Source organism: Pseudomonas sp. S3_A03 (genome assembly GCF_054668275.1).
The window spans coordinates 3,633,704-3,657,077 of the sequence record NZ_CP162753.1 but is presented as its reverse complement, the minus strand read 5'-3'; the positions used below and the strand labels follow the sequence as shown (position 1 = coordinate 3,657,077).

The window sequence follows — 23,374 nt, the reverse complement described above, 5'->3', positions numbered from 1 at the left end:
GCAAATGGCTGTGCCGTTAATGCCTCCCGGTGTTTCAATGTTTGAAATATGGCGATTGCCAAGTGCAAGCGCATCCATCTCAGGCCGGGTTCGGCGTTCGCCTATTCTTGGTTTTATTCGCAGGTCAGAGCTGCAGGGCCGTGGAACTACAAGAAGCAAGGGCGTCAATACGAGGCTTTTGGTAACTTCAATTACGGTGCTACAGGTACGGTACTGGGGATTCTCGAGCATGTTCTGTTGTGGGCGGCAGGCGTGGCTCAAACATTCGCAAAAACCACCAAGTCGGAGTTTGGATCATGGTGGGGCGATAACCCTTTTGGCGATGATCCTCGCGATCAATATTGGATAGGGAGGGGGGTTGGATATGCAGTTTCTCAGGGCTACTAAGAGCCTCTTACCTGTCCTGCGTAACTGCCTTCTGGTGGCCTGCCTGATATACATCGGAGCCAATTGGATCATGTCCTCCGGTACGCCGAAGCTGGACGAAGTGGTTTTGAAACGCTCCTTGGGCAACGGCGGCTCAATTTATGGCGCGCGTGACGGGCAGGGCGGGGCGACAGTGGGGTTTTCCTACAGGTACTACGTTCATAAGGACCTGGGCAGTGATCAAGAGATACTGACGGCACTGGTCTCGGCACATCCATTTCTAAAAACCAAGGAGCCTGATGTTCAAGTGACCCAGGCGGATGGAGCCATCCGCCTCAGTGTCCGTGGGGAGGTTTATGAGTACCGCAGCTACCCGCTTGAAGGCTTGGGGGCTGTGAGCATAGACATGAGGTTGTAGGCCTGCGCCTGCTGGCTTCGGATTTTTCCTGCAAGATTTTGGGCTGTGCGTGAACGTGGACGCCGGTAATGCCCAGTTGTCGTTCGCCAGCCGTTTCGACCTGGCTTACAACGCCACCCATGCTCTTGCACTCACCGCCTTGCGAAACGCTATCGGGTCTTTCAATGTCTGGTTCACACCACCGAAGTAAGTAAGGTGGCGGTAAGGTTGTTGGCCCTGTGTCATGAGCGTCGAAACCTGGCCCTGCTAGACCAGTTGATTGATAGTGCGACGGTGCTGCTGAATAACGTGAAGAATCTGTTGACTGGCCATGAGTGGAGATAGCGCGGTTCGTTCAGACACCGCCAGTACCACATGAAATGGTGTTCTTTTTTTGAGCTCAATCAATCCGCGAAAACCGCTCGCTCAATGCAGCGCCAGAAAATCGGCAATCAACATTCCTGCCAGGTAGACCATCAAAATTGCCACACCCGCATCCAATAGACGCCAGACCTTTGCCGAACGAAACAGCCCCGTCAACCGTTGACATCCCAACGCCAAAACCACAAACCACACCAGAGACGCGGTCATCGCTCCGCTGGCAAACGACGCTTGTTGGCTGACGGGCTTTGCGGCACCAATAGAGCCAATCAGCACGACGGTATCGAGCCAGGCATACGGATTGGCAAACCCAAGTATTACGGCCGTGCGTAGCAGTCCCCGTTGTGAGTTGAGTGCGCCCTGACTCTCTGGCGTCGACCGGTTACGAGCACACGCCAAAAACCTCTGCCAGCCGAACCACAACAGATAGGCCGCTCCCGATAACAGCAGAAGCGCCACCAGACCGGGCTGACTGTCGAGCAACGATCCCAACCCCAATACCCCGAGACCGATAAGAATGATATCGGCGAACACGCATACGGCTACCACCCCCCAGATAGGACCGCGACTGACACCCTGGCGAATGACCAGCGTGTCCTTTGGTCCAGGCGCGGCGAACAGTCCGATGCCCAATAGCAGACCTTCGAGATAAAGGGCGTTGAGGTCAGGAATCATTAAGTGCTCGGTCGCCTGGGTATCAGGTCAATTGAAGGGGGTGATTGCCGAAACCGGTATGGCGTGCATTGACGGTGGCTTTCAAGTCGATCGGCTGATGGCGGAAAAAACCTGTCAGTTCCTGCTCCGCATCAGGGTTGACGAAGTAAATAAGAGAGCTGCGTGCCGTTGATGTTCGAGGCGTCAGAACCGCGTGGTATGCAGCGGGAATCGCGTAGTCTGAGAGCTCGGTCAGTAAAGATCCGGCCAGGATTGCAATCTCGTTCTCTAGGAGGCGTACTGGCTCCAGTGAGCAGCCTCGAACCAGAACGAGGCCGTCACGAGTCGGCTTGATAAACGACAGCAAATGTCCATCTTCGTGAGGGTCCTGAGCAAACCGGCGCTCATCGGATCCGGTGTTGGCTCCATAGACACACAGTTGCAGGTAGGACGCTGCACGCAAGGAAGACAACGGAGTGGCCCCGAACTCCGCGCGAACTCCGTCCATCAGTTCCTGTGCTAGCTCGCTGATCTGACGTTCAAAAGCATCAACGGCAGCAAAAAACTCACTTCGTATGAACTCAAAAGCCTTTCGTTTTGATGAATGCGCAGGCCAGTAACAAAATCGCTCACACAGATCTGGCTGATCCTCAATGCTCGAGTACTCGGCGCCAAAGGGGAAAAATCCGTCGGTGTCTTTTGCGAAGGAAAACGAGGTCTTGGTGGCTGTCGATATTGCGGAGTATTCATCAACGATTTTTTTGTAATTCTGCAGCATGGCTTCTGATATTTGCAGGCTGCCGAAGCCTGTTCGAACAATGGATTCACAGCACGCTTTGATGTGGGTCATGGCTATATCCAAGGTAGATGTAAAGGAATGCAACAAACACTAGGTTCGCAAGCATGCGAGAAACTACGACACTGGATATGACCGATTAAAAGGGACCCATCCATGTCCTTCACAACATCGCCAGCAGATGGCGATTGTGCATGACTCAAAACACGTGGCGGCGGACAGGTTGTCTTTTTTGGCGGACAAAGACATCACGTTCACCCAAAGAGTGGGAACTGAAAACTGCGCATGAACATAAAAACGCGAGATACCCTCAAGTCACTGATTGCGCGGCGCGGCCGAGAGTTGGGCAAGCCCCTGACGAGGTTGGCCAAGGAGGCGGGGATCTCCAGGACCTACCTGTACGGTCTGGCGAATGGGGCGTCCAAAGACCCGTCGGTACGCACGCTGATCAAGCTGGCCAAGGCATTGCAAGTTTCTCCTCTGTTGCTGTTTCGCTACTTTGCTGACCTGACAGGTGCGCCCGCAAATGCTTGCTCGATGGCTATGACCAATCGAGCCATTGGTGTTCATGATCCGCAGGACGTCGCAGTGTTCAATGCCGATGTCACGATGCCTGATCAAACTGTCGTAATGCCAGGGGAGGTGTTTCAGAAAACCTGGGAGATTCAGAACCTGGGCACACGCCCATGGCGCGGGCGACGACTGGTGCGTGTGGACGGGGAATATGTGATTGCTCGCCGGGCTGATGCACAAGGTCAGTTGGAGGTCGTGCTGGACACTCACCTGCGTAGCTTGCACAGCGAACTCCCCATTGCCGATACGCTGCCGGGGCAGCCCGTGCATATCAGTGTGGAGTTTGCGGCCCCCAGGGAAACCTGCACGTTGGCTTCAATCTGGAGAATTGAGGATGCGCAGGGAAAACCTTGCTATGGGCCTGCGTTCATTTTGCATGTGTTGGTCAACGTTATGGCGCGTTGAACGTTGCGGACAGTGTTGGTGCATAGCGCTCTGGAGCAGGTCAGCCCTTCGCCGCAAAAGGTCCCGAACAGGGACTGATCAGTCCCTTTTTGGGACCGCTATCCCACCAACACCACTGAGCAAATGTGTGGGGCTTGCTCCCGATAACAGTGGATCAGCCACCAGATATAGTGACTGACTCACCGGCATCGGGAGCAAGCCCCCCTCCCACAATTCGATTTTCGTTACTCCAGGCGTAACGGTCTGCTACTGAGCTTGATTGATGGCTCCCTGAATCACTCCTAAGGTAAGCCCCACGACAGCAAACCCCGTGGAGCGACCATGACAACAACAATAACCCCCGACTCGCGCTGGACGCGGCGGCGCGACGAGAAGCAGCGGCGGCTCGGGCTGGTCAAACAATACGCAGAGGGCGCGGTGTTGCCCAGCGACAGGATCGTCGAAGCGCTTGAGGCGCTGATCCTGCCCGGCGACCGTGTGGTGCTGGAAGGCAACAACCAGAAGCAGGCCGACTTCCTCTCTCGCTCCCTGGCCAAGGCCGACCCCGCCAAGCTCCATGATTTGCACATGATCATGCCCAGCGTCGGGCGTTCCGAGCATCTGGACCTGTTTGAAAAGGGCATCGCGCGCAAGCTGGACTTTTCCTTCGCCGGCACCCAATCCCTGCGCATCAGCCAGTTGCTGGAAGACGGCCTGCTGGAAATCGGCGCGATCCATACCTACATCGAACTCTATGCCCGCCTGGTGGTGGACCTGATCCCCAACGTCGTACTTTCCGCCGGTTTCATGGCCGACCGCGCCGGCAATATCTACACCGGCGCCAGCACGGAAGATTCGCCCGCGCTGATCGAGCCGGCGGCCTTCAGCGATGGCATCGTCATCGTGCAGGTCAACCAGTTGGTGGACGACGTCAGCGACTTGCCGCGCGTCGACATCCCCGCCAGTTGGGTGGATTTTGTGGTGGTGGCCGACAAGCCGTTCTACATCGAGCCGCTGTTCACCCGTGACCCACGCCATATCAAACCGGTGCACGTGTTGATGGCGATGATGGCGATCCGTGGCATCTACGAAAAACACAATGTGCAATCGCTCAACCATGGCATCGGCTTCAACACTGCCGCCATTGAGTTGATCCTGCCCACCTACGGCGAGTCCCTGGGCCTGAAGGGCAAGATCTGCCGCAACTGGACCCTCAACCCGCACCCCACGCTGATCCCGGCGATTGAAAGCGGTTGGGTGCAAAGCGTGCATTGTTTCGGCACTGAACTGGGCATGGAAAACTACATCGCCGCCCGGCCGGATGTGTTCTTCACCGGTCGCGACGGCTCGATGCGCTCCAACCGCATGTTTTGCCAACTGGCCGGCCAGTACGCGGTGGACCTGTTTATCGGCGCCACCCTGCAAGTCGACGGCGACGGTCATTCCAGCACCGTGACCCGTGGCCGTCTTGCCGGTTTCGGGGGGGCGCCGAACATGGGCCACGACCCGCGCGGCCGTCGCCACGGCACCCCGGCCTGGCTGGACATGCGCCACGACGATGCGCCCGAAGCCCTGCTCGAACGCGGCAAAAAACTCGTGGTGCAGATGGTCGAAACCTTCCAGGAAGGCGGCAAACCCACCTTCGTCGACACTCTGGATGCGGTCGAAGTGGCGCGCAAAAGCGGCATGCCCCTGGCGCCGATCATGATCTACGGCGACGACGTGACCCACCTGCTGACCGAAGAAGGCATCGCTTACCTGTACAAGGCGCGCTCCCTGGAAGAGCGCCAGGCGATGATTGCCGCCGTTGCCGGAGTGACCGCCATCGGCCTGCGCCACAACCCCAAGGACACCGCACGCATGCGCCGCGAAGGCTTGATCGCCTTGCCCGAAGACCTCGGCATCCGCCGCACCGACGCCACCCGCGAGTTGCTGGCCGCCAAGAGCGTGGCCGACCTGGTGGAATGGTCCGGTGGCTTGTACAACCCGCCCGCCAAATTCAGGAGCTGGTAAATGCGCGCCCTCAAACTGCACTCACTGAGCCTCGCCGAGCGCCTGGCGGATATGGCCGTCGATGCACTGATTGACGAAGCCGACCTGTCGCCCAAACCCGCCCTGGTGGACCGTCGCGGCAACGGCGCCCACAGCGATTTGCACTTGGGCCTGATGCACGCCTCGGCGCTGTCGCTATGGCCGATGTTCAAGGAAATGGCCGAGGCGGCCATTGAATTCGGCGAGGTCGGTTTGCCGCTGCGCGAAGCCCTCGGCCGCATCGGTCGTGAAGGCGAGCAGGCGATGCTCACCACCACCCAAGGCGTGAACACCCATCGCGGCGCGATCTGGGCACTTGGCCTGCTGACCGCCGCGGCAGCCCTGCAACCGCGCGCCATAACGCTGAATGCCGCCAGATTAGCCCTGCTCAACGACCGGCACGCGCCCCAACCAATGAGCCACGGCGCCCAGGTCGCGCAACGCTACGGCGCACGCGGTGCCCGTGAAGAAGCGCAATTGGGATTCCCCGCCGTGACGCAACGCGGCCTGCCGCAACTGCACAAAAGCCGCCGCCAAAACGTCGGTGAACAGAACGCTCGCCTCGACGCCTTGCTGGCGATCATGACCGAGCTGGCCGACACCTGCGTGCTTTACCGCGCCGGCACCGACGGCCTGCGGGCGATGCAACACGGCGCTCAAGCGGTGCTCGACGCCGGCGGCAGCGCGACCCTGGCCGGTCGCCGCCAGTTGCACGAACTCGACAACCAACTCTTGGCCCTGAATGCCTCCCCCGGTGGCGCCGCCGACCTGTTGGCCGCCTGCCTGTTTATCGACCGCCTCGACGGAGCGTTGTGATGGAAACCTTGTCCTTTGAATTCCCCGCCGGGCAACCGCCCAAAGGCCGTGCGCTGGTGGGTTGCGTCGGCTCGGGCGACCTGGAAGTGCTGCTGGAGCCGGGCACGCCCGGCACGCTGACCATCCAGGTACAGACCTCGGTGAACGGCGCGCAGCAACGCTGGCAGCACCTGTTCGAACGAATTTTCCAGGAGCAGACGCCACCGGCATTGAACATTGATATCCACGATTTCGGCGCCACCCCCGGCGTGGTGCGCTTGCGCCTGGAGCAGGGTTTCGAGGAGATCGGCCATGACTGACTTGCTCGCCAAACACAGCTTTGTCGAACTCGGTGCGCGCCAGCGGGCCAAGGCCTTGCTGGACGCCGGTTCCTACCGTGAACTGCTCGACCCGTTCCAACGCGTCATGTCGCCCTGGCTCAGCCGCCAGGGCGTGGTGCCCCAGGCTGACGACGGGGTGATCATCGCCAAAGGCAACATCGACGGCTTGCCGGTGGTGGTGGCGGCCATCGAAGGTAACTTCCAGGGCGGCAGCCTGGGTGAGGTGGGTGGCGCCAAAATCGCCGGTGCACTGGAACTGGCGGCCGAAGACAACCGCAACGGTATCCCGACCCGCGCCGTGCTGCTGCTGGAAACCGGCGGCGTGCGCTTGCAGGAAGCCAACCTGGGCCTGGCCGCGATTGCCGATATTCATGCGGCGATTGTCGACCTGCGCCAGTACCAGCCGGTGATCGGCGTGGTGGCGGGCAGCGTTGGCTGCTTTGGCGGCATGTCCATCGCGGCCGGGTTATGCAGCTATCTGGTGGTGACCCGCGAAGCGCGCCTGGGCCTCAACGGCCCGCAAGTGATCGAGCAGGAAGCCGGGCTGCAAGAATACGACTCCCGTGACCGGCCGTTTATCTGGAGCCTTACCGGCGGCGAGCAGCGCTTCAACAGTGGCCTGGCCGACCGTTATGTGGCCGACGATGTGGCACAGATCCAACAGACCGTCACCGCGCTGCTGCACAAAGGCTTGCCTGCCCGGCAGCGCAGCCGGCAGGCCGACCTGTACCTCGCGCGCCTGGCCGAATTGGACGCCACGGCGCAAATCGATCCGGCGACGGTTCGCGACCTGTATCAGGGAGAACGCTCATGAGAGGTTTGCAGTGGTTCAACGCGTTGAGCGCTGGAGCGACGACTGTCGAAGGGTTGCCGGCTTCGCTGAGAGTCGCCGATGGCCAGGCAGGACGTTTTATCGCGGTGGTCACGGATGAGCACAATCGGTTCCCCCGCGCACGTAATGGCGAAGTCGGCTTGCTGGAAGGCTGGGGCCTGGCCAAAGCGGTGGATGAAGCCATTGCCCGTGGCGACAAGCGCCCGATCATCGCGATCGTCGATGTGCCGAGCCAAGCCTATGGCCGTCGCGAAGAAGCCCTCGGTATCCATCAAGCCCTGGCCGCCGCCGCCGATGCCTACGCTCGCGCGCGCTTGGCCGGGCACCCGGTGATTGCGCTGTTGGTGGGCAAGGCTATGTCCGGTGCGTTCCTCGCCCACGGCTACCAGGCCAACCGCCTGATTGCCCTGCGTGACCCCGGCGTGATGGTACACGCCATGGGCAAGGCCTCGGCCGCGCGGGTGACTTTGCGCAGTGTCGAAGAGTTGGAAACCCTGGCCGCCAGCGTGCCGCCGATGGCCTATGACATCGACAGCTATGCCAGCCTAGGTTTGTTGTGGGAGACCTTATCGGTGAGCCGGATTGAACAACCGACGCCGGAGGATGTGGCGCGGGTCCGCGAGTGCCTGGCGGCGGCGATCAAGGATATTACCGCTACCGATTTGAGCGGGCGCCTTGGCGCACCTCATCGCGCCGCCTCCAGCCACGTGCGCCAGCTGTTGCGGGAGCAATGGTGAACGCCCATGACCTGCTCTGGGGCATGACCCCGGCGCACCTGCCCGCCGATGCTCCGGCCTGGGCGGTGGACGCGATCAGCTCCGGGCAACCGGTGGTGGTGCGTCGCGCCCTCGCCGAGCCGGGCCAGGTGGCGGTGGGTGTGCGCGGGCGTTTGCGCGAGCAGCGGTTTGCCGCCCACATGCCGATTGCCGCCGTGTGTCGGCGTGTGGTGCCCGAAGCGCTGCGCGGCGTGATCTCGCCCCGTGTTTTGCCCGCATTGCAGGCGCTGGAGCAACTGCGGCCGGTTCTGGCGCAGGCCAACTGGGGTGTCAGCGGCAGCGCCGGTTTTGAGCTGGCCACCGGCATTGAAGCGCTGCATGCCTTGAGTGACCTGGATTTGATCCTGCGCGCCCCCGAGCCGCTGGCGCGCGACAGCGCCCGAGACCTGCTGGCGAGGTTGGACAAGGCGGTATGCGCGGTCGACCTGCAACTGCAAACCCCGTTTGGCGCGGTGGCCTTGCGTGAGTGGGCTGGCCCCTCGCGGCGGGTGCTGCTCAAGACCGCCGGCGGCGCGCACCTTGTGCTCGACCCCTGGCAGGCGGTGGCATGAGCAGCCTGCTGGTCTTCCCAGGGCAGGGCGCGCAACGGCCGGGCATGCTCCGGTCATTGCCTGCCCAGGTGTTGGATGAAGCCAGCCAGGCCTTGGGCGAGGACGTTCGCCGGCTCGATGACGCACAGGCCCTGGCGTCGACCCGCGCGGTTCAGCTGTGCCTGTTGATCGCCGGCGTCGCCCATGCGCGCCTGCTGCAACACACGCCGGACTATGTGGCGGGCCTGTCCATCGGCGCCTACCCGGCGGCGGTGATCGCCGGTGCGCTGGACTTCGTCGATGCGGTCAAACTGGTCAGCCTGCGCGGTGAACTGATGCAACAGGCTTATCCGCAGGGCTACGGCATGACCGCGCTTATCGGCCCGCAGTTATCCACGGTCGAACAGCTGCTCGCCGACGTCCACAGCGCGCAAACGCCGGTATACCTGGCCAATATCAATGCCGATAACCAGACCGTGATCGCCGGCAGCGACGCCGCCATGGCACGTGTCGCCCAGCGCATCAAGGGTAACGGCATCGCCAAGCGCCTGGCTGTCAGCGTGCCATCCCATTGCGCACTGTTGGAGCAACCGGCCCAGGCACTGGCCCGAGCGTTCGTCGCGCTCAAGACGCCGCGCATCACCTACCTGAGCAGTACCCGTGCGCGGCCGATCCACAACCCCGAGCAATTGCGCGACGACCTGGCCTTCAACATGTGCCGCATCGTCGACTGGCGCGGCACCGTGCAAAGCGCTTACGAGCGCGGCGTGCGCCTGCAAATCGAACTGCCCCCGGGCGCCGTGCTCACTGGTTTGTCACGGCGCGTATTTGAACAAGGTACGGTGATCGCCTGCGAAGGCGCGCGCCTGGACACCTTGCAGGCCCTGCTGCAAGAGGAGGAGCGCCGCCACCGATAAAGCATCACCCGAGGCTTTCGAAGCACAAAAACAACAATTTCGATCGAGCACTTTGAGGACAACAACAATGATTATTTACGGTGTGGCATTTTTGGCGCTTTGCACATTGTTCGGCCTGTTTATTGGTGAGCTGCTGGGTAAATGGATGGGCATTCCGGCCAACGTTGGCGGGGTAGGTATCGCCATGTTGCTGTTGATCGGGCTGGGCAGTTATCTGGCCAAACGGGGGCTGTTTACCGGTAAGTCGGAGCAAGGCGTGAGCTTCTGGGCCGCGATTTATATCCCGATTGTGGTGGCCATGGCTGCCCAGCAGAACGTGTATGGCGCCATCAGCGGCGGGCCCATGGCGATTCTGGCCGGTACGCTTGCGGTAGTGCTGGGCTTTGCCCTGGTGCCGGTGCTGTCGCGCATCGGCAATCGTGAGCCGAGTGCAGCTGTTCCCACCAAAGACGCCGGGTGATCGCCATGTACGAATCCATGATGAAAGTGATCACCGGCTACGGCCTGATCAGCGGTTTTGCGGTGATCGGCCTGACCATGTGGGTGTCCTACTGGATCTCCGACACCTTCACCAAAGGCCGCCTGCACGGTTCGGCCATCGCCATTCTGCTGGGCCTGGTGCTGTCGTATGTGGGCGGGGCCTTTACCGGTGGCTCCAAGGGTGTGGTGGATATTCCGTTGCTGTCGGGTATCGGCCTGTTGGGCGGCGCGATGCTGCGGGACTTCGCCATCGTCGCCACGGCGTTTGGGGTCAGTGTCGATGAGCTCAAGCGCGCGGGCTACGTGGGGGTGCTGGCGCTGTTCGTCGGCGTTGGCTCATCGTTTGTGGCGGGTGTCGGCGTGGCCATGGCGTTCGGTTACACCGATGCCGTGAGCCTCACCACCATTGGTGCGGGCGCCGTCACCTACATCGTCGGCCCGGTGACGGGCGCGGCGATTGGCGCCAGTTCCGAAGTGATGGCGTTGTCGATTGCGGCGGGGTTGATCAAGGCCATTCTGGTGATGGTGATGACCCCGTTCGTGGCGCCGCTGATTGGGCTCAACAACCCGCGCAGCGCGGTGATTTTCGGCGGGTTGATGGGCACCTCCAGCGGTGTGGCGGGCGGGCTGGCGGCGACCGATCCGAAGCTGGTGCCATATGGCTGTTTGACGGCGGCGTTTTATACGGCGCTGGGCTGTCTGCTGGGGCCGTCGTTGTTGTTTCTGCTGATGCGGGGGTTGGTGGGCTGACCTCGGGGTTTGCGGGGCTTGCTCCCGATGGCGGAGTCTCAGGCTGGCACCTGCCGATTGGCATACATCCGGCACTCCGCCAACAACGCCAGCAAGTTCGGGTCACGCTCCTTGGCCTTCAAGAACACCACGCCAATATGCTGCTGCAACCGATACCTGGCTTGCAGCGGTATCAGCTTTACGCGGTTCTCATACACCGCCGCAATCCGCCCCGGCAGCAGTGCATAACCCACCCCCGAACTGACCATGCTCAACAGCGTGAAGATGTCATTGACCTGCATCGCCACCTTCGGCTCGAACCCCGCTTGCTTGAACACCCGGTTGCCGTCCTGGTGGGTGGCGAAGCCTTGGGTGAGGGTAATGAAGGTGGCGTCGCGCACCTCGGCCAGATCGATTTCCTGGGTGCGGTCCAAGGGCGAGTCGGCCGGCGTGGCGAGGAAGATGTCATCGCTAAACAGTGCGATCTGCTCGCAATCGGGGTCGTTGGCATGTTCGTCAAGGGAGATGAGGATCGCGTCGACTTCCATGTTCTTGAGCTTATAGAGCAGGTCGAAATTGGAGCCCAGGATCAGGTCGATGTTGAGCTCGCTGCGGCGAATCTTCAGGCCCATGATCAGTTGCGGCACGGTCTTGACCGTCAGCGAATACAGCGAGCCGAGTTTGAAGCGTTCAGCCGAGAAACCAGCGGCTTCGCGAGTGAGGCGCACGCTGTCGACCACATCGGCCACCAGTTTCTGCGCGCGCTCTTCGAGCACGTAGGCGCTTTCGAGCGGGGTGAGGTTACGCCCTTCATGTTTGAACAGCGGGCAACGCAGGGCGTTTTCCAGCGAATGAATGGCGCGGTGCACGCTGACATTGCTGGTCTGCAGCTCGGCGGCGGCGCGGGCCAGGTTGCCGGTGCGCATGAACGCCAGGAAGATCTCGAGCTTTTTGAGGGTGAATTCTTCGTCGATCAGCATGGCCGTGGGCTCTTGTTCGAATGCGGTCGATTGTGCCCCTAAAACCCGTTCACTCCCAGCCATGCGCTGCCCATGCCCAGCCCCACACCGAAGATGATCAGCCAGATCGCGTTCAAGCGCGTGTAGTACACCACGGCGGCGCTGGCGAGGGTCAACACCAGGCGGGTGGTGTTGGTCCCCAGGCTGTTAACCAGGATGTAGCTGGCGGCGAGAATCAGCCCGATCGAGACCGGCAGCAGGCTGCGCTTGACCCGCTGCACCCACGCTGTGGCGGTGTGTTTTTCCAGCCAGCCGGCCCCCACGTAAGTGAGTATCGAGCAGGGCACCAGCTTGGCCAGCAGTGCGACGGCCGCCCCCGGCAACCCTGCTGCCTGCTGGCCGATAAACACCAGCAGCATGCCGTTGGGGCCGGGCAAGGCCTGGGACAGGGCAAAAAACGCAACGAACTGTGCGTCGGTCAGCCAGTTCATATCATTCACGGAGTAGCGGTGGATATCGCCAAGGGCGACCATGTTGCCGCCGATCGACATCAGCGACCACAGCGCGCATTGGAGCATCAGGTGCAGGAGGGTGCCTTGCATCAGGGGGCCACCTTGCGCGTATCGAACAAACCCAGGGCCAGTGAACCGGGGATGCAGATCAGCAGCACCGCCCACAAGGGCAACACCAGTATTGCCATCAGTACGAAGGTCAGCAGCAAGGTGAGGGTGTTGGCAACGGTCCTGGGCATAGCCTTGAGCAGGCGCAGGGTGGTGCCGAGAACCAGCCCGGTAGCGATGGGCATGACGGCGCCGAAAATCTGCTGCACCACCTCGTTCGTCCACCACGTCGCATAGGCGAAGCCGGCCAGCACGGTGATGATGGAAGGGAACAGGTACAGCCCGCACACGGTCGCAACCGCACCGGGAAAACCATGCTGGCGTCGGCCATAGATGATGGCTACATTGGCGATATTCGGGCCGGGGAAGAACTGGCCGGTGGCCAGCAACTCATTGAACGCTTGTTCGCTGACCCACTGCCGACGATCGACCATCATCTGCCGCGCCCAGGGCAGTACGCCACCGAATCCGCACAGGCCAACCGCTGCGAAGTTGCAAAACAGCTGCCACAAACTTGGGGCTGAGGCGAGGGAGGGGGCGGGTGAGGACATGATGGAATCCGCTGGCAAGGGTGATCAGGCAATCACTCCGTGAAGTTCGGCGAGTTGCTGCTGAAAGCAAAGAATCTGTGGCGTTGGCTGCCACCCGCGATAGCCCCCGCGCAGTGTTGCCGTACCCGTTCGTCCATAGGCTTGCCAGAATGATTGGGGCAACGGGCGGCTGAAGGGGGTGGCAAACCATTGACGAAACAAGTGACGTTTGTCATCCATTGGCCCTGAGTCGGTGAATGGGGTGCGGGCATGGCAAACGACGTGATTATTCAACAGGTGCAGATCGCCTGGTTGCAATTGAATTTCCAGACAGTTTTCCGGCGCCGAGGCCAACTGCTCGAAGGCCTCAATGGCGTCCAGCGTGGTGTTCGACAGCGTCGGCGCAACGGGCAAGTGGCGGCAGGCGAGTATACGTTTACGGTAGAAGCGCCCCGCAAAAATGCCGTGATGGACCGCGAACACCGGGCAACTGAAGAACCCCTCTCCAGCTAAATCCAGGAATGGTAGTGGTTGATAAAGAGCCTGTAGCCAGGCAGGGTTTTCTCGGGCTAGCTGATTATGGATGGTCAGCATATTGGCGACTTGGGTGTGCCCGCCGTAGGCGGCTTTGCGTCTGCAGAGCAGGGCCGTAAGGTCACAGGAATCTACGTGAAAACCCATCGTTGCGCGGGTGGCGTGATCACGTAACCTTTCGGCGCCGCCGCTGATGTCACGCACATCCACCAGCAACTGACCGGTATCGTTTTGGATAAGGGGTACTCCCAGGTGCAGACCGATACCCCACGCCAGCCACCATGCCTGTGTTTCGCTGAGATGAGAAATGGGCAGACCGCGGATCAAAAAGATGCCCAGTCGGGTCTCACAGGCGAGGACGGCCCTTTGCAGCATCGAATGCAGGTTTGGAAGAGGGAAGTCGTCAGGTCGACAGTGCAACGCGGACTTTGCGCAACGCTGGATATGGATCAGTGCTCGCTCTACCTCGTGGACTTGTTCGGTAGACAAGGTGTGGACCCATAGCCGATGTGCGTCACGCAAACCGGCGGAACTCCACGGCTCGTTGGATACGGGTTGGCAACCCTCTGGCACGGAAGGCTTGGTAGGCATATTGGTACTCCTGGCGCAGGGGCTCACATCACAGGGGTTTGAGCTAAATAATCCAAGTGGTGTGGGTCGTCAAACCATAGCGATTGGCAGGCGTGATCGTTGGCGTCTGTCGATAGGAAGACAGCTCAGCGGTTTGCAGGCTGTTTCTTTTTTCTTCGCATGAATGCTCTTGGTACCTTGAGCGAAACCGAGAAATCGCTATGCCGGATAAGCCAATGTGTTGCCGATGCGAAAACGGCTGTCATATAGGCGTCAGATAATCACGGCGCCCGTTTTTTCTTGAGTTGCACAAGACTGGTTTCGGTCTAGCGGCAGTAATCCAGAGGTGAGTGACACATGTATCACGGGGAACGCTTCAACGCCTGGAGCCATTTGCTCGGTGCAGTCGCGGCGTGCATTGGCGCTGTGTGGATGCTGGTGGTGGCGAGCCTGGATGGCAGCCCCTGGAAGATCGTCAGCGTGGCGATCTATGGCTTTACGCTGATGGTGCTGTACAGCGCGTCGACCGTGTACCACAGCGTGCGCGGGCGGCGAAAAGAGATTATGCAAAAGGTCGATCACTTTTCGATCTACCTGTTGATCGCCGGCAGTTACACACCGTTTTGCCTGGTGACGTTGCGCGGCCCGTGGGGCTGGACGTTGTTCGGCATTGTGTGGGGGCTGGCGGTGATCGGGATTTTGCAGGAGATCAAGCCGCGCTCCGAGGCGCGCATCTTGTCCATCGTGATTTACGCGGTGATGGGCTGGATCGTGCTGGTGGCGGTCAAGCCGCTGATCGCCGGGCTGGGTATGGCAGGGTTCACATGGCTGGCGGCGGGTGGTGTGCTGTACACCGTCGGTATCATTTTTTTTGCCTTGGAGGATCGCCTGCGGCATTCCCATGGGATCTGGCATTTGTTTGTGATCGGCGGCAGCCTGCTGCATTTTGTGGCGATCATGCATTACGTGCTTTAAGTGTGGGAGGAGCAAACCCCCTCCCACCGATCTACGGTGTCCTTAGAGGCGCTCCAATAACTCACACGCCCGCTTACCGAAGATTTCCAGCAACTTGGCCAACATATGCGGCGGCGGCTCGTTGGCGCGGGTCAGGGCATACAAGGTGATCGGCAGCGGCGGGGTGAGTGGGCGGATGCAGGTGGTGGCCGTCGAGGCGCCCAACGCGGTGAATGGGTCGATCACCGTTAAACCGGCACCGGACTCCACCATCGCCCGCGCCAACGAATAGGTTTGTACCGAGATCGTCACCCTCGGCGCCGGCTCAACACTTTCCAGGTAGCTGTCGAGTTTCGCCGCCAGCGGGTCGGCGCTGGACAGGCCTATCAGCGGCGCCCCCGCCAGGTCGGCCAATGGCAACGGCTGATGCAGCTCGGCGTCTGGCCAATAGCCTTTGGAGGCCAGCGCCACGAGCACGCCGTTGGCCAGTGTTTGGGTGGTAAGCCCCGGATGACCGGAAAAGTTGAGGGTCAGCGCCAGGTCGATCTCGCGCATCAACAACTTTTGCACCAACTCGCGGCTATGGTCGCTGGACAACTCGCAGGCCATGTCCGGGTAATCGCGTTTCCACTCCAGAATCGCCGGCGGCAGCAGCGACAGGGCCAACGCCGGGATTGCCCCAATGCGCACACTTTGCCCCGGTGCGCGGCGCAAGCTCTTGGCCAGGCGCCGCACGCCTTGCAGGCTCGCGGTGACTTTCTCCACTTCACCTTCCAGCGCCAGGGCTTCCGGGGTGGGCTGCAATTTGCCACGCACGCGCAAAAACAACGGGAAGCCCAGCTGCAGCTCGGCGTGTTGCAGCACCTTGGTCACCGCCGGTTGCGACACGTGCAACAACTGCGCGGCGGCGCTGATGGAGCCGGTCTGGCGTATGGCCTGGAAGATTTCGATATGACGCAAGCGCATGGCGAGTCCATAACCTTTGTTTATAGGTGGCCCATCTTTATTGATTGTCGGGGTCCTGTCACCTGGGCCTACGCTTGGCTTCTCTTCAATCAACGGCTGGGGGCTGGGATGGCCAGGCAGGTTTGCATCATCGGTGGTGGGGTTATCGGCTTGGCCAGTGCGTATGCGCTGGTGCGGGCCGGCCATGAGGTGACGGTGATCGACGCACGCGACACGCTGGGCAGCGAAACCAGCTTCGCCAATGGCGGGCAACTGTCCTACCGCTATGTCGCGCCGTTGGCGGATGCCGGCGTGCCGCTGCAAGCGCTTGGCTGGCTGCTGCGCGGTGACTCGCCATTGAAGCTGCGTCCACGGCTCGACCCGCAGCAATGGCGTTGGATGGCGGCCTTCATGGGTGCCTGCCGCAGTTCGGTGAACCAACGCAATGCGGGCCACCTGCTGCGCCTGGCGTCGCTGAGCCAAAGCACTTTGCAGCAATGGCGCGAGGACGACTGCCTGGACGGCTTCGACTGGCGCCGCAACGGCAAGTTGGTGACCTTTCGCAACGCCGGCAGCTTTAAACATGCACGCAGCAAAGTCACCGATATCCTGCAGCAGCAGGTGCTCTCGGCCGCCGATTGCACACGCCTGGAGCCGGCGTTGGCGGGCAGTGGGTTTGTCGGCGGGATTTATACGCCAAACGAGGAAGTCGCCGATTGCCATGCCTTCTGCCAGCGTTTGGCGGCGCGGCTGGAGGCGTCCGGGCGCTGTCGCTTTGTGTTGGCGCGCAAGGTCACCGGTGTTCGCCATGCAGGGGCTGGTACAGGCCATCGAGCTGGGCGACGAGGTGATGCCGGTCGAGCACCTGGTATTGGCGGCGGGGCATCGCAGCGCCGAACTGCGGCTGCCGGGCCTGGCGCTGCCGCTTTACCCGCTCAAGGGCTACAGCCTGAGCGTGCCGATCGGCGCGCGGCACCAGGCGCCGAGCGTGAGCATCACCGACTACGACCGCAAGGTCGTCTATGCGCGCATCGGTGAACAACTGCGGATCGCGGCCATGGTGGATATCGTCGGCTTCGACGCAGGCCTTGAGCCCAAGCGCCTGGCGCTGATCAAACGTCAGGCTCTAGAGACCTTTCCTACGGCTGGTGACTATGACCATGCGGTGGAATGGGCCGGTATGCGCCCGGCCACGCCAACCGGTGTGCCGCTGATCGGCGCCAGCCACTATCGCAACCTGTGGCTGAACCTCGGCCACGGCGCCTTGGGTTTTACCCTGGCCTGCGGCAGCGGCCAGTTGCTCGCCGAACTGATTGGCCAGCGCAATCCTTCCATTGATATGCAGGGCCTGACGCCCCGCGCCGCTTGAGGATGCCCCCATGAGCATTACCCGAATCAGCAGCAATGAACGTCTCAGCGGTGCCGTCACCTTCAAGGACCTGGTGTTCCTGTCGGGCCAAGTGCCGGGCGAGGGCCAGGACATGGCGACCCAGACCCGCGAAGTGCTGGCCAAGATCGATGCACTGCTGGCCGAGGCGGGCAGCGACAAGGATCACCTGCTCAATGCGACCATTTACCTGAAGGACATCGGCAGCGGTTTCGCGCCGATGAACGAAGCGTGGTCCGCATGGCTGACACCGGGGATGGCGCCCACACGGACCACCCTGCAAGCCGAGCTGGCGCGACCCAGCGTGCTGGTGGAAATCAGCGTGATTGCCGTACGTAAATAACTTCACATTGCCACGGAGAATAACAATGAAAAAGATCCTGTTGACCGGCTGCACCCTGGGGCTTTTGCTGGGCGCGCAGGCACATGCGAATGAACCGGCGCTGGACGGTACGTTGAGCAAGATAGCCAACACCCGGTCCATCACCCTGGGTTATCGCGATGCGTCGGTGCCGTTTTCCTATGTGGGCGATAGCAGCGGCAAACCCATGGGGTATTCGGTTGACCTGGCGAGCAGGATTATCGAGCGTATCCAGCAGAAAACCGGGGTCGCGAACCTTAAGGTGAACTACACCCTGGTGACCTCCCAGACCCGCATCCCGCTGGTGCAGAACGGCACCGTGGATCTGGAGTGCGGCTCTACCGGGGTGACCGCCGAGCGGCAGAAGCAGGTGGCGTTTTCCTACGGTTTTATTTACGTGAAGGGCCAATTGCTCACGGCCAGGGACAGCGGCATCAAGGGCTTTGCCGACCTGGTGGGCAAGAACGTGGTGACCACGGCGGGGACCACCAACGAACGTTTCCTCAAGAGCTACAACGCCGAGCACAAGGCCAATATGTTTGTGATCAGTGCCAAGGACCATGGCGAGGCGTTCAAGATGCTGGAGACGGGCCGCGCGGTGGCGTTCTATATGGACGACGCACTGCTCTACGGCGAGCGCGCCAAGGCCAGGGACCCGCACCACTGGGTGGTGGTGGGCGAGGAGCAATCGCGCGAGATCTACAGCTGCATGGTGCGCAAGGACGACCCGCAGTTTCTCGCGGTGGTCAACGAGACCCTCGGTGAGCTGTACCGCAGCGGTGAAATCAACGGGATTTACCAGCGCTGGTTTGAACAGCCGATTCCGCCCAAGGGCTTGAACCTGGAATTCCCGATGACCAGCGAGTTGAAGGCAATTATTGCCAAGCCGGTCAGTGATCCGGTGGAGTAAGAAGTGGTAACCCGATCAATGTGGGAGGGGGCCCCCTCCCACATTTGGATTGGGTTTACAGCGCGCGGTTAGAAGTCGCCCCACAGTTGTTGCGCGACTGCCAGCGCAACTACCGGCGCGGTCTCGGTGCGCAACACGCGCGGGCCGAGGCGAGCAGCATGGTAGCCGGCGTCTTGAGCGGTTTGGACTTCATTATCGGTCAGCCCACCCTCGGGACCGATCAGGAACGCCAGGCTCGAAGGCTTGGCATGGCTGACCATCGGCTCGGCCACCGGGTGCAGCACCAGCTTGAGGTCGGCCTCGGTCTGCTTCAGCCAGTCCGCCAGCAACAGCGGCGGGTGAATCACCGGCACCGTCGAACGCCCGCATTGTTCGCACGCGCTGATCGCCACCTGGCGCCAGTGCAGCAGGCGTTTGTCGGCGCGTTCGTCCTTGAGGCGCACTTCGCAGCGCTCGCTGAAAATCGGCGTGATCGCGTTGACGCCCAGTTCCGTGGCTTTCTGGATCGCCCAATCCATGCGCTCGCCCCTGGACAGGCCCTGGCCGAGGTGGATGTGCAGCGGCGATTCGGTCTGGCCTGCGAAGTGTTCCGTCAGTTGCACGGTGACGCGTTTTTTACCGACCTCCAGCAACGTGCCGCGAAACTCTTGCCCGGAGCCGTCAAACAATTGCACGGCGTCACCTTCGCCCATGCGCAGCACGCGGCTGATGTAATGCGCCTGGGCTTCGGGCAGTTCAACGTCGCCGAGGCTCAGCGGGGTGTCGGTGAAAAAACGGGACAGTCTCATTTCGGTTCTCTGCAAAATTCAGGTAGGAGCGATCAGCCTGGGTCGCGATAGCCCGGGTGGAAGTCTTTTGGCACGGCGACGCTGACCTTGCTGTTGGTCGCGATATCGATGCCTTCACTGGCAACTTGCGCCAAGAAGTCGATCTGCTCCGGCGTAATCACATACGGCGGCAGGAAATACACCACGCTGCCCAACGGGCGCAACAGGGCGCCGCGCTCCAAGGCATGCTCGAACACCTTGAGGCCACGGCGTTCCTGCCATGGGTAGGCGGCCTTGGTGGCCTTGTCCTGGACCATCTCGATGGCCAGCACCATGCCGGTCTGGCGCACTTCCGACACATGCGGATGATCGACCAGATGCGCGGTGGCCGTGGCCATGCGCTGGGCCAGGGCCTTGTTGTTTTCGATGACGTTGTCTTCTTCGAAAATATCCAGGGTCGCCAAAGCCGCCGCGCACGCCAGCGGGTTGCCGGTGTAGCTGTGGGAATGCAGGAAGGCGCGCAGGGTTGGGTAGTCGTCGTAGAACGCGTCGTAGACATCATCGGTGGTAACCACCGCCGCCAGTGGCAAGTAGCCGCCCGTCAGGGCCTTGGACAGGCACAGGAAGTCCGGACGAATACCGGCCTGTTCACAGGCGAACATGCTGCCGGTGCGGCCGAAGCCTACGGCGATTTCGTCGTGGATCAGGTGCACGCCGTAGCGGTCGCAGGCTTCGCGCAGCAGCTTGAGGTACACCGGGTGGTACATGCGCATGCCACCGGCGCCCTGGATCAGCGGTTCGACGATCACGGCGGCGACGCTGTCGTGGTTGTCCGCCAGGGTCTGTTCCATGGCCTGGAACAGGGTGCGCGAATGTTCTTCCCAGCTCACGCCTTCGGGGCGCAGGTAGCAATCGGGGCTCGGCACTTTAATGGTGTCGAGCAGCAGCGCCTTGTAGGTCTCGGTAAACAGCGGCACGTCACCCACCGACATCGCGGCGATGGTTTCGCCGTGGTAGCTGTTGGTTAACGTGACGAAGCGCTTTTTGTTCGGCAGGCCGCGGTTGAGCCAGTAGTGGAAGCTCATCTTCAGCGCGACTTCGATGCACGACGAGCCGTTATCGGCATAGAAGCAGCGGGTCAGGCCCTCGGGGGTCATCGCGACCAGGCGTTCGGACAACTCGATCACCGGTTGGTGGCTGAAGCCGGCGAGGATCACGTGTTCCAGTTGGTCGACCTGGTCCTTGATGCGCTGGTTGATGCGCGGGTTGGCATGCCCGAAGACGTTGACCCACCAGGAACTGACGGCATCGAGGTAGCGCTTGCCTTCGAAGTCTTCCAGCCAGACGCCTTCGCCGCGCTTGATCGGGATCAGCGGCAGTTGCTGGTGGTCTTTCATCTGGGTGCAGGGATGCCACAGCACCGCGAGGTCGCGTTGCATCCACTGGTTGTTCAAGCCCATCGGTGATCTCCTCGAAGCGGTCCTGCGGGCGGCGCAGGTGAAACAATCGCGCAAGCCTATGCAATGGACGGCTGTGTCACAACCCATTACGCATGAATTGGCAGTAAACACAGGACGGACTGTCACGTTTCTTCTGGATAGTCCTTAATCATTGGTTAATTTACTGTTCATACCCTCAAGATCACATTTCTCGATATTTCAAAGCGAAATTTTCCGCTTTAATTCGATAGGTAAACCGCTAGTCTTGGCGCAGCTCTTTCGGGATTAAGTTCATGCAGTTACGCAATTCACCGGCCCGCTATGGCTGGGTCAGTATGGTTTTGCACTGGGGCGTGGCCCTGGTGGTGGTTGGCCTGTTTGCCCTGGGCCTGTGGATGGTTGGCCTGGACTACTACAGCGCCTGGCGCAAAGACGCGCCGGACCTGCACAAGAGCATCGGCATTACGCTGTTTGCGATCATGCTGGTGCGCATTGTCTGGCGGCTGGTCAGCCCACCGCCGCCGCCATTGGCCAGCTACAGTCGCTTGACCCGGATCGGCGCGGCATTCGGCCATGGGTTCCTGTACCTCGGGCTGTTTGCAGTGATGATTGCCGGTTACCTGATTTCCACCGCAGACGGTGTCGGTATCCCGGTGTTTGGCTTGTTTGAAATTCCCGCCGTGGTTTCCGGTCTACCGGACCAGGCAGACACCGCCGGCGTGGTGCATTTGTATCTCGCCTGGGTGTTGGTGGTCTTCGCCGGCTTGCACGGCGTGGCTGCGTTGAAACACCACTTTATCGATCGCGATGCGACCCTTACGCGAATGCTGGGGCGCAAAGCCTGATGTTCAACCTCGACTCACAAGGAATAGAAAGCATGTTGAAAAAGACCCTCGCTGCTCTGGCAATCGGTACCGCGCTGCTGTCGGCAGGCCAGGTAATGGCCGCTGACTACAAGATCGACAAAGAAGGCCAGCACGCCTTCATCGACTGGAAAATCAGCCACCTGGGCTACAGCTACATCCACGGTACCTTCAAGGATTGGGATGGCACCTTCAGCTGGGATGCCGCCAAGCCTGAAGCCAGCAAAATCGCAGTCGACGTGAAAACCGCCAGCCTGTGGTCCAACCACGCAGAACGTGACAAGCACATCGCCAGCAAGGATTTCCTGGACGTTGCCAAGTTCGCTGACGCCAAGTTCGTATCCACCGCGGTTAAATCCACCGGTGAGAAAACTGCTGACGTGACCGGCGACCTGACCTTCCACGGCGTCACCAAGCCAGTGGTCTTCAAGGCCACCTTCAACGGTGAAGGCAAGGACCCATGGGGCGGCGAACGTGCCGGCTTCAATGCCAAGGCGACCGTTAACCTGAACGACTTCGGCATCAAAGGCCCAGGTCCGTCTTCGCAGACCGTTGACCTGGACATCTCGCTGGAAGGCGTGAAGCAGAAGTAATCAGCTTCTCTGCGTTACTGTCAAAGCGCCGACCTCAGGGTCGGCGTTTTGCTGTGTGCAGGCTGCCAGGCTGTCTTGATAGAGGGCGATCTGGTCCTTGAGCCAGTGATGCAGATCGCTCAGCGCTGCCGAAGGTTTGCGGCCGGTAGGCCACACCAGGTAGTAGCGTGAGGCGTGCGCCGGCTCGACCTCTGTCAGCTTGACCAACTCCCCGCGTTGAAGCAGCCCATGGGCAATCGAGCGTCGGGTCAGTGCGACGCCGTGCCCAAGCCTGACGGCTTCGAGCATTAACGTGGAGTCGGTGAACTCCAGCGAAGCGTGAGGGCGTACCCCTTCCACGCCAGCGGCGCCAAGCCAGATGGGCCAGCTTTCACTGGCGTGCAACAGCGGCAGCTCGAGGACGGCTTGCGCCGTGTCCGGCAGGACGCCGTGGTTGAAGTCGCGCGCGGCGACCACCAGCAACGAATCCCCCATCAAAGCCTCGCAATGCACATCCGGCCACTGGCCGTGGCCGAAGCGGATCGCGCCATCGAGTGGGCCTTGCCCGAAATGGCTGAACTCCATGCTTGAATCCAGTCTCAGGTGCAACTCGGGGTGAGCGGCCCTGAAGTCATGTAAACGCGGGAGTAACCAATGCATGGCATAGGAGGGCAATACTGAAACGGTTAACTGCGGGTGTTTGGTTTTCGCCAATAACTTTTCGGTTACCCCGGCGATCTCGCCCAGTGCCTGTCTGATCTGGTAGGCATACACGCGGCCCTCATCAGTCAGCGTCAGCGAGCGTTTGCTGCGAATGACCAGCGCCAGGCCCAAATACTCTTCAAGCGAGCGGATTTGATGGCTGACGGCACTGTGGGTGACGTGCAGTTCGAGCGCGGCCAGGTTCACCTTGCCCAGCCTGGCCAAGGCCTCGAAGGCACGTAACGCCGCGAGGGGGGGGAGTTTCAATAGGTGAATTCC

27 protein-coding genes and 2 pseudogenes are annotated in these 23,374 nt (G+C 61.1%); 19 read left to right on the top strand and 10 right to left on the bottom strand.

Features of this window, described 5'->3' with window-relative positions; genetic code table 11:
* Window positions 1-48: 48 nt before the first annotated feature.
* From AB4O25_RS16715 to AB4O25_RS16705, 3 genes and pseudogenes are all read left to right on the top strand, one after another.
* Window positions 49-387: a polymorphic toxin type 44 domain-containing protein gene (locus AB4O25_RS16715; RefSeq protein ID WP_080598202.1), complete on the top strand. Its 339-nt coding sequence runs from the start codon at window positions 49-51 to the stop codon at window positions 385-387.
* Window positions 365-784, top strand: coding sequence for a hypothetical protein (locus tag AB4O25_RS16710; protein WP_460150975.1), 420 nt, complete (start codon window positions 365-367; stop codon window positions 782-784). Before AB4O25_RS16715 ends, AB4O25_RS16710 begins: the two co-directional genes overlap by 23 nt.
* Before the next feature lie 58 nt (window positions 785-842).
* A pseudogene (locus AB4O25_RS16705) lies at window positions 843-1,108 on the top strand (hypothetical protein); the annotation flags it as partial.
* Between the two features lie 81 nt (window positions 1,109-1,189).
* On the opposite strand, the gene AB4O25_RS16700 reads toward AB4O25_RS16705, so the two are convergent.
* Complete coding sequence (locus tag AB4O25_RS16700) at window positions 1,190-1,819, bottom strand: LysE/ArgO family amino acid transporter (RefSeq protein ID WP_017530983.1); 630 nt, start codon at window positions 1,817-1,819, stop codon at window positions 1,190-1,192.
* Between the two features lie 22 nt (window positions 1,820-1,841).
* On the bottom strand, window positions 1,842-2,648 hold the full coding sequence (locus tag AB4O25_RS16695) for an isopenicillin N synthase family oxygenase (protein ID WP_460149799.1): 807 nt from the start codon (window positions 2,646-2,648) through the stop codon (window positions 1,842-1,844).
* Between the two features lie 231 nt (window positions 2,649-2,879).
* Here AB4O25_RS16695 and AB4O25_RS16690 point away from each other — a divergent pair, with 231 nt between their 5' ends.
* From AB4O25_RS16690 to madM, 10 genes are all read left to right on the top strand, one after another.
* Window positions 2,880-3,572: an NBR1-Ig-like domain-containing protein gene (locus tag AB4O25_RS16690; protein ID WP_017530985.1), complete on the top strand. Its 693-nt coding sequence runs from the start codon at window positions 2,880-2,882 to the stop codon at window positions 3,570-3,572.
* A gap of 321 nt (window positions 3,573-3,893) precedes the next feature.
* Complete coding sequence (gene mdcA / locus AB4O25_RS16685) at window positions 3,894-5,564, top strand: malonate decarboxylase subunit alpha (RefSeq protein WP_017530986.1); 1,671 nt, start codon at window positions 3,894-3,896, stop codon at window positions 5,562-5,564.
* Entirely contained in the window at window positions 5,565-6,398 is an 834-nt protein-coding gene (locus tag AB4O25_RS16680; protein ID WP_017530987.1) for a triphosphoribosyl-dephospho-CoA synthase, read from the top strand.
* Window positions 6,398-6,697 carry a malonate decarboxylase subunit delta gene (locus AB4O25_RS16675; RefSeq protein ID WP_014720312.1) on the top strand — a complete coding sequence of 100 codons (300 nt, stop codon included), beginning with the start codon at window positions 6,398-6,400 and terminating at the stop codon, window positions 6,695-6,697. The genes AB4O25_RS16680 and AB4O25_RS16675 overlap by 1 nt, the downstream gene beginning before the upstream one ends.
* A complete protein-coding gene (locus AB4O25_RS16670) occupies window positions 6,690-7,532 on the top strand; it encodes a biotin-independent malonate decarboxylase subunit beta (RefSeq protein ID WP_223496520.1) in 843 nt (280 codons plus the stop codon). Before AB4O25_RS16675 ends, AB4O25_RS16670 begins: the two co-directional genes overlap by 8 nt.
* A complete protein-coding gene (mdcE, locus tag AB4O25_RS16665) occupies window positions 7,529-8,287 on the top strand; it encodes a biotin-independent malonate decarboxylase subunit gamma (RefSeq protein WP_116078174.1) in 759 nt (252 codons plus the stop codon). The genes AB4O25_RS16670 and mdcE overlap by 4 nt, the downstream gene beginning before the upstream one ends.
* A complete protein-coding gene (locus tag AB4O25_RS16660) occupies window positions 8,281-8,877 on the top strand; it encodes a malonate decarboxylase holo-ACP synthase (RefSeq protein ID WP_460149797.1) in 597 nt (198 codons plus the stop codon). The genes mdcE and AB4O25_RS16660 overlap by 7 nt, the downstream gene beginning before the upstream one ends.
* Entirely contained in the window at window positions 8,874-9,773 is a 900-nt protein-coding gene (mdcH, locus tag AB4O25_RS16655; protein WP_017530991.1) for a malonate decarboxylase subunit epsilon, read from the top strand. Before AB4O25_RS16660 ends, mdcH begins: the two co-directional genes overlap by 4 nt.
* Window positions 9,774-9,840: 67 nt before the next feature.
* On the top strand, window positions 9,841-10,233 hold the full coding sequence (gene madL, locus AB4O25_RS16650; RefSeq protein WP_065879327.1) for a malonate transporter subunit MadL: 393 nt from the start codon (window positions 9,841-9,843) through the stop codon (window positions 10,231-10,233).
* 5 nt (window positions 10,234-10,238) lie between these two features.
* A complete protein-coding gene (gene madM / locus AB4O25_RS16645) occupies window positions 10,239-11,003 on the top strand; it encodes a malonate transporter subunit MadM (RefSeq protein ID WP_026067508.1) in 765 nt (254 codons plus the stop codon).
* Window positions 11,004-11,041: 38 nt separating this feature from the next.
* Here madM and AB4O25_RS16640 read toward each other — a convergent pair whose 3' ends face one another.
* The 4 genes from AB4O25_RS16640 to AB4O25_RS16625 are packed head-to-tail and all read right to left on the bottom strand — an operon-like array spanning window position 11,042 to window position 14,216.
* The gene (locus AB4O25_RS16640) at window positions 11,042-11,962 is read right to left on the bottom strand and encodes a LysR family transcriptional regulator (protein WP_017530994.1); all 921 of its coding nucleotides are present in this window, start codon (window positions 11,960-11,962) and stop codon (window positions 11,042-11,044) included.
* Between the two features lie 38 nt (window positions 11,963-12,000).
* Complete coding sequence (locus tag AB4O25_RS16635; RefSeq protein ID WP_460149796.1) at window positions 12,001-12,543, bottom strand: chromate transporter; 543 nt, start codon at window positions 12,541-12,543, stop codon at window positions 12,001-12,003.
* On the bottom strand, window positions 12,543-13,112 hold the full coding sequence (locus AB4O25_RS16630) for a chromate transporter (RefSeq protein ID WP_460149795.1): 570 nt from the start codon (window positions 13,110-13,112) through the stop codon (window positions 12,543-12,545). Before AB4O25_RS16630 ends, AB4O25_RS16635 begins: the two co-directional genes overlap by 1 nt.
* Before the next feature lie 24 nt (window positions 13,113-13,136).
* Window positions 13,137-14,216 carry a TauD/TfdA family dioxygenase gene (locus AB4O25_RS16625; protein ID WP_460149793.1) on the bottom strand — a complete coding sequence of 360 codons (1,080 nt, stop codon included), beginning with the start codon at window positions 14,214-14,216 and terminating at the stop codon, window positions 13,137-13,139.
* Between the two features lie 336 nt (window positions 14,217-14,552).
* Between AB4O25_RS16625 and trhA the strand changes: the two genes are divergently transcribed.
* Window positions 14,553-15,170 carry a PAQR family membrane homeostasis protein TrhA gene (gene trhA / locus AB4O25_RS16620; protein ID WP_017530995.1) on the top strand — a complete coding sequence of 206 codons (618 nt, stop codon included), beginning with the start codon at window positions 14,553-14,555 and terminating at the stop codon, window positions 15,168-15,170.
* 42 nt (window positions 15,171-15,212) lie between these two features.
* Here trhA and AB4O25_RS16615 read toward each other — a convergent pair whose 3' ends face one another.
* Window positions 15,213-16,115, bottom strand: a complete 903-nt coding sequence (locus AB4O25_RS16615) for a LysR family transcriptional regulator (RefSeq protein WP_460149792.1) — start codon at window positions 16,113-16,115, stop codon at window positions 15,213-15,215.
* On the opposite strand from AB4O25_RS16615, the pseudogene AB4O25_RS16610 reads away from it, so the two are divergent.
* From AB4O25_RS16610 to AB4O25_RS16600, 3 genes and pseudogenes are all read left to right on the top strand, one after another.
* Window positions 16,101-17,463, top strand: a pseudogene (locus tag AB4O25_RS16610) (D-amino acid dehydrogenase). The gene AB4O25_RS16615 and the pseudogene AB4O25_RS16610 sit on opposite strands and share 15 nt — an antisense overlap.
* Before the next feature lie 10 nt (window positions 17,464-17,473).
* Window positions 17,474-17,824, top strand: a complete 351-nt coding sequence (locus AB4O25_RS16605) for a RidA family protein (RefSeq protein WP_017530998.1) — start codon at window positions 17,474-17,476, stop codon at window positions 17,822-17,824.
* Window positions 17,825-17,849: 25 nt separating this feature from the next.
* Window positions 17,850-18,752 carry a transporter substrate-binding domain-containing protein gene (locus AB4O25_RS16600; protein ID WP_460149790.1) on the top strand — a complete coding sequence of 301 codons (903 nt, stop codon included), beginning with the start codon at window positions 17,850-17,852 and terminating at the stop codon, window positions 18,750-18,752.
* 68 nt (window positions 18,753-18,820) lie between these two features.
* Here AB4O25_RS16600 and AB4O25_RS16595 read toward each other — a convergent pair whose 3' ends face one another.
* Both AB4O25_RS16595 and AB4O25_RS16590 read right to left on the bottom strand, forming a co-directional pair.
* Window positions 18,821-19,540: a 16S rRNA (uracil(1498)-N(3))-methyltransferase gene (locus AB4O25_RS16595; RefSeq protein WP_017531000.1), complete on the bottom strand. Its 720-nt coding sequence runs from the start codon at window positions 19,538-19,540 to the stop codon at window positions 18,821-18,823.
* Between the two features lie 32 nt (window positions 19,541-19,572).
* Window positions 19,573-20,979: an adenosylmethionine--8-amino-7-oxononanoate transaminase gene (locus tag AB4O25_RS16590; RefSeq protein WP_065879332.1), complete on the bottom strand. Its 1,407-nt coding sequence runs from the start codon at window positions 20,977-20,979 to the stop codon at window positions 19,573-19,575.
* Window positions 20,980-21,251: 272 nt separating this feature from the next.
* Here AB4O25_RS16590 and AB4O25_RS16585 point away from each other — a divergent pair, with 272 nt between their 5' ends.
* On the top strand, window positions 21,252-21,803 hold the full coding sequence (locus tag AB4O25_RS16585; RefSeq protein WP_017531002.1) for a cytochrome b: 552 nt from the start codon (window positions 21,252-21,254) through the stop codon (window positions 21,801-21,803).
* A 32-nt stretch (window positions 21,804-21,835) separates the two neighbouring features.
* A complete protein-coding gene (locus tag AB4O25_RS16580; protein ID WP_017531003.1) occupies window positions 21,836-22,414 on the top strand; it encodes a YceI family protein in 579 nt (192 codons plus the stop codon).
* On the opposite strand, the gene AB4O25_RS16575 is transcribed toward AB4O25_RS16580, so the two are convergent.
* Window positions 22,415-23,362 carry a LysR substrate-binding domain-containing protein gene (locus AB4O25_RS16575; protein ID WP_223496521.1) on the bottom strand — a complete coding sequence of 316 codons (948 nt, stop codon included), beginning with the start codon at window positions 23,360-23,362 and terminating at the stop codon, window positions 22,415-22,417.
* Window positions 23,363-23,374 lie beyond the last annotated feature (12 nt).